The organism is Brevundimonas sp. Leaf280, assembly GCF_001422455.1.
Lineage (GTDB): Bacteria > Pseudomonadota > Alphaproteobacteria > Caulobacterales > Caulobacteraceae > Brevundimonas.
Genome location: NZ_LMNC01000003.1, coordinates 20,101 through 34,962, shown reverse-complemented (window position 1 = coordinate 34,962; position 14,862 = coordinate 20,101). Strand labels below are relative to the sequence as shown.

General features: G+C 67.4%; 15 protein-coding genes. 8 read left to right on the top strand and 7 right to left on the bottom strand.

Annotation, left to right across the window (positions count from 1 at the left end; genetic code table 11):
* Nucleotides 1–17: 17 nt before the first annotated feature.
* Complete coding sequence (locus tag ASF31_RS06265; RefSeq protein ID WP_055753870.1) at nt 18–1,067, top strand: mechanosensitive ion channel family protein; 1,050 nt, start codon at nt 18–20, stop codon at nt 1,065–1,067.
* Here ASF31_RS06265 and ASF31_RS06260 read toward each other — a convergent pair.
* Nucleotides 1,055–3,199 (bottom strand): malate synthase G, encoded by a 2,145-nt coding sequence (locus tag ASF31_RS06260; RefSeq protein ID WP_055753869.1) that lies wholly within the window; start codon nt 3,197–3,199, stop codon nt 1,055–1,057. The genes ASF31_RS06265 and ASF31_RS06260 overlap by 13 nt on opposite strands.
* A gap of 227 nt (nt 3,200–3,426) precedes the next feature.
* Here ASF31_RS06260 and ASF31_RS06255 point away from each other — a divergent pair, with 227 nt between their 5' ends.
* A complete protein-coding gene (locus ASF31_RS06255; RefSeq protein ID WP_055753868.1) occupies nt 3,427–3,801 on the top strand; it encodes a hypothetical protein in 375 nt (124 codons plus the stop codon).
* 18 nt (nt 3,802–3,819) lie between these two features.
* Here ASF31_RS06255 and ASF31_RS14620 read toward each other — a convergent pair whose 3' ends face one another.
* Nucleotides 3,820–3,966, bottom strand: a complete 147-nt coding sequence (locus ASF31_RS14620) for a hypothetical protein (protein ID WP_167334160.1) — start codon at nt 3,964–3,966, stop codon at nt 3,820–3,822.
* Nucleotides 3,967–4,141: 175 nt separating this feature from the next.
* Here ASF31_RS14620 and ASF31_RS06250 point away from each other — a divergent pair, with 175 nt between their 5' ends.
* From ASF31_RS06250 to ASF31_RS06240, 3 genes are all read left to right on the top strand, one after another.
* Nucleotides 4,142–5,785 (top strand): peptide chain release factor 3, encoded by a 1,644-nt coding sequence (locus ASF31_RS06250; RefSeq protein ID WP_055753867.1) that lies wholly within the window; start codon nt 4,142–4,144, stop codon nt 5,783–5,785.
* 54 nt (nt 5,786–5,839) lie between these two features.
* Nucleotides 5,840–6,184, top strand: coding sequence for a hypothetical protein (locus ASF31_RS06245; RefSeq protein ID WP_055754171.1), 345 nt, complete (start codon nt 5,840–5,842; stop codon nt 6,182–6,184).
* 106 nt (nt 6,185–6,290) lie between these two features.
* The gene (locus ASF31_RS06240; protein WP_055753866.1) at nt 6,291–7,505 is read left to right on the top strand and encodes a hypothetical protein; all 1,215 of its coding nucleotides are present in this window, start codon (nt 6,291–6,293) and stop codon (nt 7,503–7,505) included.
* A 3-nt stretch (nt 7,506–7,508) separates the two neighbouring features.
* Here the strand turns inward: ASF31_RS06240 and cysQ are convergent, their stop codons facing one another.
* Nucleotides 7,509–8,336: a 3'(2'),5'-bisphosphate nucleotidase CysQ gene (gene cysQ / locus ASF31_RS06235; protein ID WP_055753865.1), complete on the bottom strand. Its 828-nt coding sequence runs from the start codon at nt 8,334–8,336 to the stop codon at nt 7,509–7,511.
* A gap of 96 nt (nt 8,337–8,432) precedes the next feature.
* On the opposite strand from cysQ, the gene chpT reads away from it, so the two are divergent.
* The 3 genes from chpT (at nt 8,433) to ASF31_RS06220 (ending at nt 10,385) form a co-directional block, all read left to right on the top strand.
* Nucleotides 8,433–9,104: a histidine phosphotransferase ChpT gene (gene chpT / locus ASF31_RS06230; RefSeq protein ID WP_055753864.1), complete on the top strand. Its 672-nt coding sequence runs from the start codon at nt 8,433–8,435 to the stop codon at nt 9,102–9,104.
* Between the two features lie 91 nt (nt 9,105–9,195).
* Complete coding sequence (locus ASF31_RS06225) at nt 9,196–9,573, top strand: response regulator (RefSeq protein ID WP_017505646.1); 378 nt, start codon at nt 9,196–9,198, stop codon at nt 9,571–9,573.
* Entirely contained in the window at nt 9,570–10,385 is an 816-nt protein-coding gene (locus ASF31_RS06220; RefSeq protein WP_055753863.1) for a protein-glutamate O-methyltransferase CheR, read from the top strand. The genes ASF31_RS06225 and ASF31_RS06220 overlap by 4 nt, the downstream gene beginning before the upstream one ends.
* 21 nt (nt 10,386–10,406) lie before the next feature.
* Here the strand turns inward: ASF31_RS06220 and cckA are convergent, their stop codons facing one another.
* From cckA to fliQ, 4 genes are read right to left on the bottom strand one after another with little or no spacing between them, the layout of a single operon-like run.
* On the bottom strand, nt 10,407–12,458 hold the full coding sequence (gene cckA / locus ASF31_RS06215; RefSeq protein ID WP_055753862.1) for a cell cycle histidine kinase CckA: 2,052 nt from the start codon (nt 12,456–12,458) through the stop codon (nt 10,407–10,409).
* 51 nt (nt 12,459–12,509) lie between these two features.
* Nucleotides 12,510–13,586, bottom strand: a complete 1,077-nt coding sequence (gene flhB / locus ASF31_RS06210; RefSeq protein WP_055753861.1) for a flagellar biosynthesis protein FlhB — start codon at nt 13,584–13,586, stop codon at nt 12,510–12,512.
* Nucleotides 13,579–14,352: a flagellar biosynthetic protein FliR gene (gene fliR, locus ASF31_RS06205; protein WP_055753860.1), complete on the bottom strand. Its 774-nt coding sequence runs from the start codon at nt 14,350–14,352 to the stop codon at nt 13,579–13,581. Before fliR ends, flhB begins: the two co-directional genes overlap by 8 nt.
* Nucleotides 14,352–14,615, bottom strand: coding sequence for a flagellar biosynthesis protein FliQ (gene fliQ / locus ASF31_RS06200; protein WP_017505641.1), 264 nt, complete (start codon nt 14,613–14,615; stop codon nt 14,352–14,354). The genes fliR and fliQ overlap by 1 nt, the downstream gene beginning before the upstream one ends.
* Nucleotides 14,616–14,862: the final 247 nt, after the last annotated feature.

The window sequence follows — 14,862 nt, the reverse complement described above, 5'->3', positions numbered from 1 at the left end:
GGACGCTCTAGGACGCGATGACCAATCCGATCCAGAAGCTGGGCCTCGACACCATCGAGCAGTCGCAGATCGCCCGCATCGCCGGGATCAATCTGACGCTGGGCGGTCTGGTCAGCGCGGGCGTGATCCTCCTGATCGCCTTCACCGCCCATTGGCTGGTGACGCGGTCGCTGCGCCGGGTGCGCGAGCGCTCGGACCGCAGCCGTCAGGCGATCTATCTGCTGGAGCGTCTGGCCGGCTACGGCATCATCGTCGTGGGGATCATGTCGGCCCTGTCGGCGGCGGGGCTGAACCTGTCGTCCCTGACCGTCTTCGCCGGCGCGCTCGGCATCGGCGTGGGTCTCGGGCTTCAGGGGGTGGTCAAGGAGTTCGTCTCCGGCCTGTTCCTGATCTTCGACCGGATGGTGTCGGTCGGCGACTATATCGAAATCGAGGACATCGGCATCCGCGGCGCCATCATGGAGATCGGCCCGCGCGCCACCCGTGTCCGCACCAATGACAACGTCAATGTCCTGGTGCCCAACTCGCGCTTCATCGAACAGCCCGTCACCAACTGGACCATGAAGGGCGACACCCGCCGCATCCATGTGCCCTTCACTGTCGCCTATGGCTCGGACCGGGGACAGGTGCGCGATGCGGTTCTGGCCGCCGCCCGCGCCAGCCCCTTCACCCTGCCGGAGACGGAGGCCCGCAAGAGCCAGGTCTGGCTGGTGGCCTTTGGCGATCGGGGCCTGTCGTTCGAACTGGTGGTCTGGCCGACGCGCGACGCCGTCAAACGCCCGGCGGCCATGCACGCCGCCTACACATGGCTGATCGCCGACGCCCTCGACGCAGCGGGCGTGGAGGTGCCGGTGCCCCAGACCGATCTTCGCCTGCGCACCGCCTTTGGCTTGGACGGCGAAGAGGCCTTGAAGCGCCTCGGCTACGGCGTCGGCTCACCGCCGAGACCAACCGGCCCGCAAAGTCCCGCTCGAACCGCCAACGACGCCGCCGACGACGTCATGGCCGACGACGAGGCCGAGACGCCGGAACCGCCCGCTTCACCCAAAGCCCGTCAGACGGACTGAGCCGCCTTGGCCTTCAACCGCCAGGCATGCAGCAACGGCTCGGTATAGCCGTTCGGCTGCTCGACGCCTTCGAACACCAGCGCCCGCGCCGCCTGATAGGCCAGACTGTTATCCGGGTCCGTCGCCATCGACCGATACAGCGGATCGCCCGCATTCTGCCCATCCACCTTGGCCACCATGCGCTGGAAGGCCGCTTCGACCTGATCGGCCGTACAGACCCCGTGCAGCAGCCAGTTGGCGATATGCTGCGAACTGATCCGCAGCGTCGCCCGGTCCTCCATCAAACCGATGTCGTGGATGTCCGGCACCTTGGAACACCCCACCCCCTGATCGATCCAGCGCACGACATAGCCCAGTATGCCCTGGGCGTTGTTGTCCAACTCGGCCGCCACCTCGTCCTCGGACCAGTTGACGCCATTCGCCAAGGGCGGGGTCAGCAAAGCCTCCAGCCCCGGCGTCTCGCTCCCGGCTACATCCTTCTGAACCGCGAACACATCGACCACATGATAGTGCAGCGCATGCAGGGTCGCCGCCGTCGGCGAAGGCGTCCAGGCGGTGTTCGCGCCCGTCTTCGGATGACCGATCTTCTGCTCCAGCATGTCCGCCATCCGGTCCGGCGCCGCCCACATCCCCTTGCCGATCTGGGCCTTGCCCGACAGGCCGCATTTCAGGCCGATGGCGACGTTCCTCGCCTCATAGGCCGCGATCCAGGCGCTGGACTTGATGTCCGCCTTTCGCACCACCGGCCCGGACTGCATGGCCGTGTGGATCTCGTCGCCGGTACGATCCAAAAAGCCGGTGTTGATGAAGACGATCCGGTCCTTCACCGCCTGAATGCAGGCCGCCAGATTGGCTGAGGTCCGGCGCTCCTCGTCCATCACCCCAACCTTGATCGCATGACGCGGCAGGGCCAGCAGATCCTCGACCGCATCGAACAGACGGTCGGTGAAGGCGGCCTCTTCCGGACCGTGCATCTTGGGTTTGACGATATAGACCGAGCCCGTCGCGCTGTTGCCGAACCCGCCCAGACCCTTGATGTCATACAGCGCGATCAGGCTGGTCACGATGGCGTCCATGATCCCCTCGGGCGCCTCCGACCCGTCCGCCAGACGAATGGCCGGGGTCGTCATCAGATGCCCGACATTGCGCACGAACAGCAGGCTGCGCCCCTTCAGGATCACCGAGGACCCGTCCGGCGCGGTCCACTGGCGATCCGGCTCCAAGGCGCGGGTCAGGGTCTCGCCGCCCTTCTTGAACGTCGCGGACAGGTCGCCGCGCATCAGACCCAGCCAGTTGCGATAGGCCTCGGCCTTGTCCGCCGCATCGACGGCCGCGACGGAATCCTCCAGATCGACGATGGTCGACAGGGCCGATTCCAGCACCACGTCCGCCAGCCCCGCCGCATCGCTGCGCCCCACCGGGTGGCTGCGGTCGATCACCAGTTCGATGTGCAGCCCGTTGTTTACCAGCAGGATCGAGGCGGGTGCGCTGGCATCGCCCGTGAAGCCGACGAACTGTCCCGCATCCTTCAGCGCGGGCGACAGTGCGCCATCAACTACCGACCAGCCGGCGACATCCGTATGCGAACCCTCCGCCAACGGCGCCGCCTCGTCCAAAAAGGCCTTGGCCCGCGCGACGACCCGCGCGCCGCGCGCCGCGTCATAGCCGCCGCCGGCCGGCAGGTCGCCCAACGCATCCGTGCCGTACAGGGCGTCATACAGACTGCCCCACCGCGCATTGGCGGCGTTCAGCAGAAAGCGGGCGTTCAGCACCGGCACCACCAGTTGCGGCCCGGCCATGCGCGCGATCTCGGCGTCCACGCCTTCGGTGCCGATGGTGAAGGTCGCCGGCTCCTCGACCAGATAGCCGATCTCTTTCAGGAAGGCCTCGGACGCCGCCACATCATAGGGCTTGCCCCGCCGCGCCCGATGCCAATCGTCAATCTGAGCCTGCAAGGCGTCGCGTCGCGTCAGAAGCGCGCGGTTCTCGGGCGCGAACCGTTCGAAAATCGCTGCCGCTCCGCTCCAGAACGCCGCCGCATCAAGCCCCAGCCCCGGCAGCACCTCCTGCTCGATCAGGGCGATCAGTTCGCCCGCGACCTTCAGCCCGGCGCGATCTTCGTGGGTCGTCATGACGGCCTCTCTCCGGCGCGACGCCGGCCTGTAACAATGCGTGATCAGGTAAGCCGAGGCCGACCGACCGCGCAAGGGTCACGTCGCGTCATCGCCGTCGCTTTTCGTTAGGGCGGCGCTCGTCCGGTCACAAACGCTTAACCGCGTCCGTGAACGGGACCGCAAGCGACGGCGCCTATTGTGAGCTTACGGACGAACTCGCGTCCGGCCAGTCGAGCGTCTCGCCCATGCTGTTTCTTCTGAACGACGTCGTGTTCGACCTGGACGAGGCCTGCCCGGTCACGCCCGCCGACGCGCGCCGGTTCGAGAAGCTGGGTCTGGACTATCTGCTGGAACTGGGCTGCGAACTGTTCGCCGAGGACCCGCTGCTTCACCGCAACGATCCCGAACGCGCCCGTCGCCTGGCCTGGCTGATCGCCGAGCGCAGCCCGGACGTAAACGCCGCCCTGTTCGCGGCGCCCGCCCCCGCCTGCAATCCCGACCTGGTCGAGCCGCGTTTCTGCACCCTACCCGAACAGGTGATGCGCCAGCTTCAGGCCAAGGGCCGTCGCCTCGACGCCGTCTCCGCAGACCGCGCCGTCTGGAACCGCCTGGCCGCCTGATCGCTGCCTGAAACGCCGTCAGAGGACGGCGTTGAACACCACATGGACCAGCGTCGCCACGGCTACGATAAAGCCGAAACCGACGACCAGCCCCACCGCCGGATGCAGCGGCGCCCGCTCACGCGGCGCATGGGCGATACGGTCTTGAGGATGGATGACAGCCATCGTCCTTGTCCTTTCCCTATGATCCCGGATTGGTCCGGGAGGGGAGCGTCGGACTCTGACGGCCTGATCGTCTCCTCCAGAACCGAACATGACTCCGATAGCCCTTCGTGGCGAGGGGTTATTTCGTCCGGCGCAATCCCGTGACTTTGAGACCTGTCCGCGCTAGTCGCGCGCCATGTCTTCCTTGACCCTGCCTGAAGAAGCGGCGCGCCGCCGGACCTTCGCCATCATCGCCCACCCGGATGCGGGCAAGACGACCCTGACCGAGCACATCCTCTTGGCCGGCGGCGCCATTCGCGCGGCCGGCGCCGTGCGGGCGCGCGGCGAGAACCGGCGCACGCGCTCGGACTGGATGAAGATCGAGAAGGAGCGAGGCATCTCGGTCTCGGCCTCGGTCATGACGTTCGAGCACGACGGCAAGATGTTCAACCTGCTCGATACGCCCGGGCACGAGGACTTCTCCGAGGATACCTATCGCACCCTGACCGCCGCCGACTGCGCCATCATGGTGCTGGACGCCGCCAAGGGCATCGAGCCGCAGACGCTGAAGCTGTTCGAGGTCTGCCGCCTGCGCGACATCCCGATCATTACCTTCATCAACAAGCTGGACCGAGAGGCCCAGGACCCCATGGCCCTGCTGGACGACATCGCGTCACGCCTTCAGCTGGACCCCGCCCCGATCTGGTGGCCGGCCGAGAGCGGCAACCGCCTGCGCGGCATGGTCGAGGTCGGAACCGGCCGGTTCCAGCCCTATACCCGCAAGATCGCCGGTTCCGCCGAAGACCCGGATCACCCCCCCGCCCTGCCGCTGGACCAGGCGGCGCATTATTTCGAGGTGGGCGAGCAAGACAACCTCGCCGAGGCCGTCGAACTGGTTGAGGGCGGCTATCCGGCCTTTGACCGCCAGGCCTTCCTGGAAGGTCATATGACGCCGGTGCTGTGGGGCTCGGCGCTTCGCCACTTCGGCATCGACGAACTGCTTAAGGCCATCGGCGACTGGGCTCCGGCGCCCAAGGTGATGAAGGCGAAGAAGGAATCTCCGCCCGAGACCCGCAACGCCCCCGCCCCCGTCGAGACCGAGGTCGAGCCGGGATCCAACGAGGTCACCGGCTTCGTCTTCAAGGTCCAGGCGAACATGGACCCCAACCACCGTGACCGGATCGCCATGTTCCGCATGGCGTCGGGCGCCTTCAAGCGCGGCATGAAGCTGAAGGTGCAGAACACCGGCAAGTCCCTGTCGGTCAATGCGCCGATCATGTTCTTCGCCTCGGATCGGGAACTGGCCGACGACGCCTTCGCCGGCGACGTGATCGGGATCCCGAACCACGGCGTGCTGCGCGTGGGCGACAGCCTGTCGGAGAGCGGGATGGTTCGTTTCGCCGGCCTGCCGAACTTCGCCCCGGAAATCCTGCAGCGGGTTCGCGTGAAGGATCCGCTGAAGGCCAAACACCTGAAAAAGGCGCTGGAAGGTTTGGCCGAGGAGGGCGTGACCCAGCTATTCCGTCCCGAAATCGGCTCGGACTTCATCGTCGGCGCCGTGGGCCAGCTGCAGTTCGAGGTCATGGCCGACCGTCTGGGCGAGGAGTACGGACTGGACGTCATTTTCGAACCTTCCCCCTATGCCGAAGCGCGCTGGATCGCTCCAAGCTCGGAGGGCTCCGACGCGGACGTCGAGGACTTCTCAGGCAAATATCGTCCCCAGATGGCGCGCGACATCGACCAGGCCCCGGTCTTCCTGGCCAAGTCGAGCTGGGAGACCGGCTATGTCGGCGAACGCTTCCCCAAGATCGCCTTCACCAAGACGAAGGAACGCGGGTAAGGCCGGCGCCGCTAACGACTTCCTTTGGTCACGCAGCTGAGCCATTCTGAGGTCATGTCGACGCTTCTCGCCCTCGCCAGCACCGTGCTTATGCTGCAGGCCGCCCCTTCCGTGGGGCTGGTTTCGTATGACGAGGCGGTGCGCTGTGCAGGCCTGACCCAGGCCGCGTCAGAGCTTGAAGGCGGCGAGAGCGCCCAGGGGCGTCGGCTGTACGACGCCGCACTCTATTGGTCCTTGGCGGCCATGCAGGCCGCGACGGCGGCGGGCAAGGCGGCGCTGACCGCCGAGGCCGATCAGACCCGCGCGCGCATCGCCGCGGTGCGTCAACTCAACGCCGATGCGCCCGAGGCGCGCGCCAATCTGCAACGCTGCCAGCAAAAGACGCCGAAACTCGACTAGGTCGTGGGCTTAAGGCCAAGCCGAACCGCATTCCCGGCGCTGCGTTTGCATTGGACGCCGCAGGTGACGCAGTCTGCGTCCCGAAGCGGGATAACCGAGGTCCAGCATGTTCGAATTCGGCCGTGATCTTCGAAAACTCTTCGCCCAGGCGCGAGAGAGCGAAGACTTGGGCTGGATCGAACTGATCGGCGCGGATCTGCTGCGCGCCGAGGCGAGACGCGAGGCCACGGACGCCGGACGCGTCTCCTGCGCCCGTCCCTTCGAGACAGAAAACCGCGCCTGCGCCCTGTGGCGCGAACACGCCCGACGCACCGGCGCCGCCGACAGTCTGGACCGTGCCGACCGCTGCGCCGACAGCCTAGCGCGTTCAGCCGTGGGCGAGGATCAGATCGCGCGGGCGGCCATGGCCAAGGCGGCGGTGCTGATGCTGCGCTTTGACCTGTGCGGCGATCCCGCCCGTCTGGACCGCGCAGCGACGACCCTTGCGGCGGTCGGACAGCCGCGCAGCCGACGCATCGCCGTCGGCATGGCCGCGCTTCACGCCCGACTGACGGTTCGCACGGCCCGACTGAGCGGCGACATCGCCCGCCTTCATCAGGCGGCTGTCTTGATGGATGAGGCGGTGCGCAGAGACGACGCCGAGGACATGGATCTGCGCATGGATCGCGCGGCCCTGTCGCTGGAAATGGGCGTGGTCCAGCGCGACGTGCATCTGCTGGATCAGGCCGGCCGCGACCTGGGCGCCCTGGTCGAGGCCGCGTCCCCCGACCATCGCCCCCTGACCCGCGCCCGCGCCCTCGCTTTGTGCGGCGCTGGCCTGTCGGCCCTAGCCGCCATTGCGGGGCATGACGAGGCCCGCAACCAGGGGCGGATCATGTTCGACGCCGCCGCCGATCAGTTCACCCCGGATCACAGCCCGCTGGACTGGGCCGCGATCCAGGTGCTGCGTGTCGGCGACGACGCCCAGCCGCTGATGCTGCTGGCCCAGGCGGAAGCCCTGACGCAGGGCGGCGAACTGATCATCGGCGCCCTGGCGCGCGAGCGGCGCATCACGCGTGAGGTGGCCTTGGCCGAGGCGGTCAAGAACCTGACCGCCCTGATGACGCTGGAAACCCGCCTTCGCGCGCGCATGGCGGCCGCGACGCCGCTCGACTGGGCCGCCGATCAGATCGGCATGGCCGAGATCATGTTGGCGCGGCATCGGCTGGGCGGCGTCGTCCCGACCGATCTGGGGCTGATCCTGGGCGAGGCGGCGATGACGGCGCGGGAAATGGGCGTCGACGCCCTCGCCGACCGCGCCGAGGCGCTTCTGAGGCCCTAGACCTCAGCCGCCCATGGCGACGAAGGCGCCGTTCAGGAACCGCGTCTTGCCATAGGCCATCCGCTGCCCGTCATCGGCCAGAACCCGCCCGCCGGCGGCTTCCAGCACCGCCTGGCCTGCTGCGGTGTCCCATTCCGAGGTCGGGCCTGTGCGCGGATAGGCATCGAACCGCCCCTCGGCGATCAGGCAGAACTTCAGCGACGAATCCGTCCCCTGCCAACGCGAGCAGCCGTGACGGGCGGCCAGACGCGTCGCTTCCTCGTCGGTGACGCTGTGGCTCAGCAGGGCCATGCCTTCCTGCGGCCGGTCGCGCACCCGGATCGGACGCCAGTCCTCGCCCGCATGGGCCTCGCCGGCCTGAAGGGCGCCGAACTGACGCCGGAAGGCGCCGCCCTCGGGCTTGTCGGTGCGCCAGGTCGTCGCCGTCGCCGGCGCGGTCACCACGCCCGCGACCGGATAGCCGTCATGGATCAGGGCGATATTGACGGTGAAGGCCTCGCCGCCGCGCACGAAACCGCGCGTGCCGTCCAGCGGATCGATCAGCCAGAACCAGTCCTCGGCCGCCTCGGGCGCGCCGTCGGCCGACACGGCCTCCTCCGCCACCGTCTGCACGCCCGGATACAGGGCCGCCAGCCGTTTCAGGATCAGGGCCTCGGCCGCCCGGTCCGCCTGCGTCACCGGGCTGTCGTCGGACTTGGTCTCGACCGCCGTGCCTGCGCGCCAATAGGGCAGGATCAGCCGCGCAGCCTCCTCTGCGATCTCGGCGATGGCCAGGGACAGCGCGCCGGACGTCAGATCGCGCTCAAGAGCAGGTGTCAAAGAGGTCGTCATTGGCGGGTCGATAGACCATCCGGGCGGTTCCATGAACCGGCAAATCACTCCAACTTCGCGCGCGACACGAACTGTGACCTGAGCGCGCCAGACATTATGACCTCCCCCCACGACACAGACGCCGCTCCGCTGGACCTTCCGGTCGATGGGACCGAGCTGGCGACCTATATCGCGGCCAAGCTGTGCCATGACTTCATTAGTCCGTCGGGCGCCATCGTCTCGGGCCTCGACCTGATGCAGGACCCGACAGCTCAGGACATGCGCGACGACGCCCTGGCCCTGATCGAGCAGAGCGCCAGGAAGATGGTCGCCCTGGTTCACTTCGCCCGCGTCGCCTTCGGCGCCGCTACCACCAGCGAGAAGTTCACCGCCCGCGAGATCGAAGGCCTGGTGTCCGGCATGGTCCAGGGCGGCCGCGCCTCGCTCGACTGGCGCATCGCCGACGGCGAGTTCACTAAGCCCCAGGCCCGCGCCCTGACCAACCTCGCCTATCTGACCGTCGGCGCCCTGCCGATGGGCGGCGTCGCAACCATTCAGTCGCGCCTGGAAAGCGGCCTGCTCTATCTGGAAGGCTTCGCCGAGGGCGCCCGCGCCCGGCTGAAGCCCGAGGTCGTCACGGGTCTGGCCGGCGAACGCCTGGTCGAGGGCCTGGCCGGCCAGTGGATCCAGCCCTACTGGTTGTGGCTGACCGTGAACGAGGCCGGCGGCGCTCTACGCGTCAAGGTTGAAGACGGAAAGGTCGCACTGGTCGCGCGAATGCCTGCGTGAGGCGTTTCCAAACGACTCATTAACTGGCGTTTGAGATAAAAACAGTCCATGCGCCACGGGCGAAAGCCGTCGTGTCATTGAGGGATCGACCTTGGACTTCCGAACCTGCCTGATCGTCGACGACAGCCGCATCATCCGCAAGGTTGCGCGCCGCATCGTCGAGGGCCTGGGCTATGAGGTCGATGAGGCGGCGGACGGCTCCGAGGCCCTGGCCTATTGCACCGGCGCCATGCCCGACGTCCTGCTGGTGGATTGGAACATGCCTGTGATGGACGGCATCACCTTCCTGCGTCGGCTGCGCGCCATGCCGGGCGGCAAGCAACCCAAGGTGCTGTTCTGCACGATCGAGACCCGCCCCGAGCGGATCGCCGAAGCCCTGGCCGCCGGCGCCGACGACTATGTGATGAAGCCGTTCGACGGCGAAATCCTGCAGTCCAAGCTGACGGAGGTCGGAGCGATCGCCGCATGACGCCTGAGGACTTCGACAAGCTGCAGTCCCTTCTCGCCACCCGCGCCGGCTATCGGCTGTCGCGGGATCGCATCCACCTGGCCGAACACCGGCTGGGTCCGATCGCGCGGCGTGAGGGCTACGCCAATGTCGAGGCCTTGCTGTCGAACCTGTGGGTCAATCCGGTCGCCTCGCTGGCCTGGTCGGTGATCGAGGCCCTGCTGAACGCCGAGACTTGGTTCCGTCGCGACCGCACCCCCTTCCGCATTCTCGAAACCGAACTGCTGCCGGCCCTGTCCAAGGCGCGGCCCGACGGACGGATCAAGATCTGGTCGGCCGGCTGCTCGACCGGCCAGGAAGCCTGGTCCATCGCCATGACGGCCAGGGAGATCGGCGTCGATGTCGATCTGGTCGCCACCGACCTGTCGCAGCGCGCGATCGAGAAGGCGCGCTCGGGCCTCTACACCGGCTTCGAGATCCAGCGCGGGCTTACGGCCAAAACCATGCTGCGCTGGTTCGAACCGCGGGAAGACCAGTGGATCGTCAAGGCCGAACTGGCCGACGCCGTGCGTTTCGGTCGCGCCAACCTGCTGGACGAACCGACCGATGACGCCCGTTTCGACGTCATCTTCTGCCGAAATGTCATGACCGATATGGACCCGTCACGACGCGCGCGTCTTCTCGACGGACTGGAACGCCGCCTGGTCGATGACGGCTGCCTTCTTCTGGGCGTGGACGAAAGTCTGGAAGGCGAGACGGTAGCCTTCCGCGCCGTGAACGGCCGCCGGGGCCTGTATGTAAAGGCGCCGTCCGCGCTTCGCCGCGCCGCCTGAACCCGCCCTTCATGCGGGCGGTCAGCCCGCGTGCAGTTCCTGCTTCACCCGCTCCGCCAGCGTCTTGATGTCCAGCGGCTTGGGCAGGAAGGACACGCCCGTCTCGTCCTGCAACAGGTCCGAGAAGTCGCTCTCGGCATAGCCCGAGATGAACATGACCGGCGCGTCGCCCAGATATTTGCGCGCCTTCTTCAGCAAGGACGGCCCGTCCAGCCCCGGCATGATGACGTCGGAGATCATCATGTCGATCTGGCCGGCGTGTTCCTCGGCCAGCAACAGGGCCTCCTCGCCGTCGGCGGCCTCTATGACCTCATAGCCGCGCTGACGCAGCAGCCGGGCGGCGATGCCGCGCACGGCGTCCTCATCCTCGACGAACAGGATGCGTCCGGCGCCCGACAGGTCGCGCGGCGCCTTGGCCTTGACCTCGACGGGCTGAACCTCGGCCAGTTCCGCCTCGCCCGCCGCCGGCAGGAAGATGCGGAAGGCGGCTCCCGCGCCTTCGATATTGCTGACGGTGATGTGGCCGCCCGCCTGCTGCACGATGCCGTAGACGGTGGCCAGGCCCATGCCGGTGCCCTCGTTCACCGCCTTGGTGGTGAAGAAGGGTTCAAAAATCTTGTCCGCCAGTTCGGGCGGCACGCCGGGTCCGGTGTCCGACACCTCGATCAGGGCCACCTCGTCCGTCGGCGCATCAACCCAGCCCAGGGCTCGCGCCTCGTCGCCCGTCAAGCGGCGCGTGGCGATGGTGACGACGCCGGCGCCCGGCTCGACCACGCCGCGCATGGCGTCGCGCGCATTGACGGCCAGGTTCATCACCGCCGTCTCCAGCTGAGACTTGTCGGCCAGCACGACTGGCAGGTCGCGTCCGTAGTCGGTCTCCAGCCGGACGTCCTCGCGCAACAGCCGCCGCAGCAGGATGGCGAACTCGCCGACCAGTTCGCCCAGGTCCAGCCGCTCGCGCCGCACCGTCGACTTGCGCGAGAAGGCCAGCAATTTTCGCACCAGGTCGGCCGCGCGAATGGCCGTCTGGCGGATCTCGTTCAGGCCCTCGTAGGACGGATCGCCCACCGGGTGCCGTTCCAGCAAACCCGAAAGCTGAAGCTGGATCGCCGTCAGCAGATTGTTGAAGTCGTGCGCCACGCCCCCGGCCAGCTGGCCCACGGCCTGCATCTTCTGGGCCTGGTTGAGCTGCAGCTCCATCGACTTCTGACCCGAGACGTCGAACAGCCAGATGCGCCGCTTGTCGCCCTCGGGCGCCACATACAGATGCAGCATCTTGTCGGGATAGGCCCGTGCGACCAGTTCGATCGGGCCCGACGATCCGCCCGCCAGCTTCAGCCGCGCCTCGGCGATGCCGCCCGGATCGAACAGATGCCCAAAGGCTGCATCGCGCGCCGCCCCCGGTCCGGTCAGGACCGCCAGCGCCGGATTAGCTTCTTCCGCCCGGCCGGAAAACAGGTCGTCGCCGCCGATCACGGCCGAGCCGAACGGCGCCCCGGCCGCCATGGCTCGCGCCTCGCCGGTCGTCGCGGCGGCGGGCGTGTGAACGGGCGCGGCGGCGATGGGCAGGACGGCGTCCGGCGCGGCGCGCATCAGGAACCGTCCCTCGCCCGTCTTTCCATCGCCGATCTGGCCGATGACGACCTCGACCTCGCGCTGTCCGATCATGACGATGGCGCGGCCCGGCTCGCCTTTGCGCGCCTGGGCGAAGGCCATGTACAGCGCCTGGGCCGACTTGCCGCGCGGCAGGGCGCCGGTCGCGCCATTGGCCTCGGACCACGCGGCGTTGAAGGCCAGGATCTGCCCTGAATCCCAGACCAGCGCCGCCGGTTCGGCCATGGCGTCCAGCACCTCGATGGCCGCGTCGCTGCTCGGCTTGGCGTCCGCCGCCCGACGGAAGCCGAACAGACCGATCAGGGCGATGGCGCCCACGGTCAGGATCAGCACCAGTCCCGGCGCCGAGGTCGGGTTGGCGCGAAACGCCGGATAGGCCAGGGCCGCAATCGCCGCCACGACGCCGAACGCCATCACGCCGGACAACAGGTCGAACGAAGGGCGGCGGGTGGACGTCATACAGCCTCGCGAATCAGTGTTGCGATCATACGCCCAAATCCTGACGCCGCCTTACCGGCGCTTGCGGGACTGGAAGACGAAGCCGATGATCTTGGCGGCGGCGTCGAAATGTTCGCGCGGAATGACCTCGTCCACCTCGACGGTGGCGTACAGGGCGCGCGCCAGCGGCACGTTCTCGACGATCGGCACGCCGTGCTCGGTCGCCACTTCGCGGATGCGCAGGGCCAGGGCGTCGACGCCCTTGGCCACACAGATCGGCGCCCCGTCGCCCTGATCCGGCTCATAGCGCAGGGCGACCGAGTAGTGGGTCGGGTTGGTCACGATGACGGTGGCCTTGGGCACATTGGCCATCATCCGCTGGCGGCTGCGCTGCATGCGGATCTGCTTCAGCTTGGCCTTGATGTGCGGGTCGCCTTCGGACTGTTTGAAGTCTTCCTTCAGCTCTTCCTTGGTCATCCGCATCCGCTTGGCGAAGCGCATCTTCTGCCAGATGAAGTCCGCCCCGGCCGTCGCCCCCAACAAAATGATCGAGGCCACGAACAGCGAGATCGCCATGTCGCGCGCCAGCGGCAGGATCGCCAGCGGGCTGATCGAGGCCATGTTCTCGAATTCGCGCAGGTGCGGCTTCAACACCATCCAGCACACGGCGCAGACGGCTATCAGCTTCAGGAAGGTCTTGACGAACTGCGCCAGGCCGTCGGGACCGAAGATGCGCTTGAACCCCTGCATCGGACTGACCGCCGACCATTTGGGCTTCAGCTTTTCGGCGGTGAAGATCAGGCCTGACTGGGCGACATTGCCCCCGACTCCGCCCAGGATGGTCGCCAGCATGACGGCTCCCAAAAAGGGCGCCACGGCCCAGACGGCGCGCACCATGATCTGGTTTCCGGCGCCCGAGTTCAGCACCCCCAGCATCTCGTGCGGGGCGGCGATGAAGGGCAGCATCTGTTCGGCGATGGACGAGGCGAACCAGCCTCCCCCCATCAGGATCACCGCCGCCGCCCCCGCCAGCGACAGCACCTGGGCGACGTCGGGCGACTTGGCCGCATCGCCCTTCTTTCGGGCGTCCTCAAGCTTTCGCGGGGTCGCCTCTTCGGTTTTCGACTCGGGATCCGCGCCTTCAGCCACCAGGGCCTCCCAGCACGAAATACTCCGCCAGACGGCGGTAGCGGTCGATGAAGAGGGTGCCCAGCGCACCCAGACTCAGGGCGAAGATCGACAGGCCCAGGATCACGCTCAAGGGCGCGGCGGCGAAATAGACCTGGAACGACGGCATGACCCGCGCCACTAGGCCGGACGCCAGGTTGAAGATCAAGGCGAAGACCAGCACCGGCGCCGACAACTGCACGCCCAGCAGGAAGCTGTCGCCCAGGGTTCGCACCGCCATCTGGGTGAAGTCGGCCATCATCAGCGGCTGGGCCGGCGAGATCAGCCGATACGAGCCCACCATGCCGGCGATGAACAGGTGGTGGGTGTCGGTGGCAAACAGCAGCGTCACCCCCAGCAGGGCCAGAAAGGCGGCGATGGTCGAGCCCGGCTGGGCCTGCATCGGATTGGCGGTCTGGGCGAAGCTGAGCGTCGTCTGCAACGACACGATCTCGCCCGCCGTCGCCAAGGCGCTCATGAAAATGCGCAGCAGCAGGCCGATCATCAGGCCGACGACCACCTCGCGGATGATCCACCCGACCATCAGCCCCATGCTGTCCGGCAGGCCCGGCAGCGAACCGCGCACCACCGGCCACAGCGCCAGACTGATGACCAGCGCCAGCGACAGTCGCACGCGCGGGGGCACATAGGCCTCGCCAAAGCCGGGGATCAGCATCAGGATCGCCGCGATCCGGGCGAAGATCAGCCCCCCGGCCCAGACCTGATCAGCGGTCGCATAAGCGTCCACTACATCCCCGCGATGCGGGCCGCGATCTGGCGCATGAAGCCGCCCAACAGGGCGCCCATCAGCGGCAGGAACAGGATCAGCGAAACGAAGATGGCGATGATCTTGGGCGCATAGATCAGGGTCTGTTCCTGGATCTGCGTCAGGGCCTGAAACAGGCCGATCACTACGCCGACGACCAGCCCGACAAGCAGCACCGGCAGGCACAGCTGGATCGTCAGCCAGATGGCGTCGCGCCCGACGTCCAGAACTTCCGCGCCGTTCATCGGCCCACTCCAGCAACTACTGGGCAGAAAATGCCGACAGGATGGTTAACAGGCCGCTAACCACACGCGTCTTCGTCCAGACCTGGCCACGGAAAAATCGCGTTTGGCCTTGAACGGCGCCGCTTCGATGCCGACTTCCCCGCCTTCGCCTCGAGGAGCGCCAGCCATTCGATTTCAGACGAATTAGACGAATTAGACTCTCTTTTTCCGACTCCACCGTCTGAACGCGCGTCCGCCTCGTAATGGG

Excerpts from the sequence above, each read along its gene's own strand:
- ASF31_RS06260 (WP_055753869.1), bottom strand. The coding sequence starts at position 3,199 with ATGACGACCCACGAAGATCGCGCCGGGCTGAAGGTCGCGGGCGAACTG.
- fliQ (WP_017505641.1), bottom strand. The coding sequence starts at position 14,615 with ATGAACGGCGCGGAAGTTCTGGACGTCGGGCGCGACGCCATCTGGCTG.
- ASF31_RS14620 (WP_167334160.1), bottom strand. The coding sequence starts at position 3,966 with ATGGCTGTCATCCATCCTCAAGACCGTATCGCCCATGCGCCGCGTGAG.
- cysQ (WP_055753865.1), bottom strand. The coding sequence starts at position 8,336 with ATGACGACCTCTTTGACACCTGCTCTTGAGCGCGATCTGACGTCCGGC.
- ASF31_RS06250 (WP_055753867.1), top strand. The coding sequence starts at position 4,142 with ATGTCTTCCTTGACCCTGCCTGAAGAAGCGGCGCGCCGCCGGACCTTC.
- ASF31_RS06240 (WP_055753866.1), top strand. The coding sequence starts at position 6,291 with ATGTTCGAATTCGGCCGTGATCTTCGAAAACTCTTCGCCCAGGCGCGA.
- chpT (WP_055753864.1), top strand. The coding sequence starts at position 8,433 with ATGACCTCCCCCCACGACACAGACGCCGCTCCGCTGGACCTTCCGGTC.
- ASF31_RS06255 (WP_055753868.1), top strand. The coding sequence starts at position 3,427 with ATGCTGTTTCTTCTGAACGACGTCGTGTTCGACCTGGACGAGGCCTGC.
- ASF31_RS06220 (WP_055753863.1), top strand. The coding sequence starts at position 9,570 with ATGACGCCTGAGGACTTCGACAAGCTGCAGTCCCTTCTCGCCACCCGC.
- ASF31_RS06245 (WP_055754171.1), top strand. The coding sequence starts at position 5,840 with ATGTCGACGCTTCTCGCCCTCGCCAGCACCGTGCTTATGCTGCAGGCC.
- cckA (WP_055753862.1), bottom strand. The coding sequence starts at position 12,458 with ATGACGTCCACCCGCCGCCCTTCGTTCGACCTGTTGTCCGGCGTGATG.
- ASF31_RS06265 (WP_055753870.1), top strand. The coding sequence starts at position 18 with ATGACCAATCCGATCCAGAAGCTGGGCCTCGACACCATCGAGCAGTCG.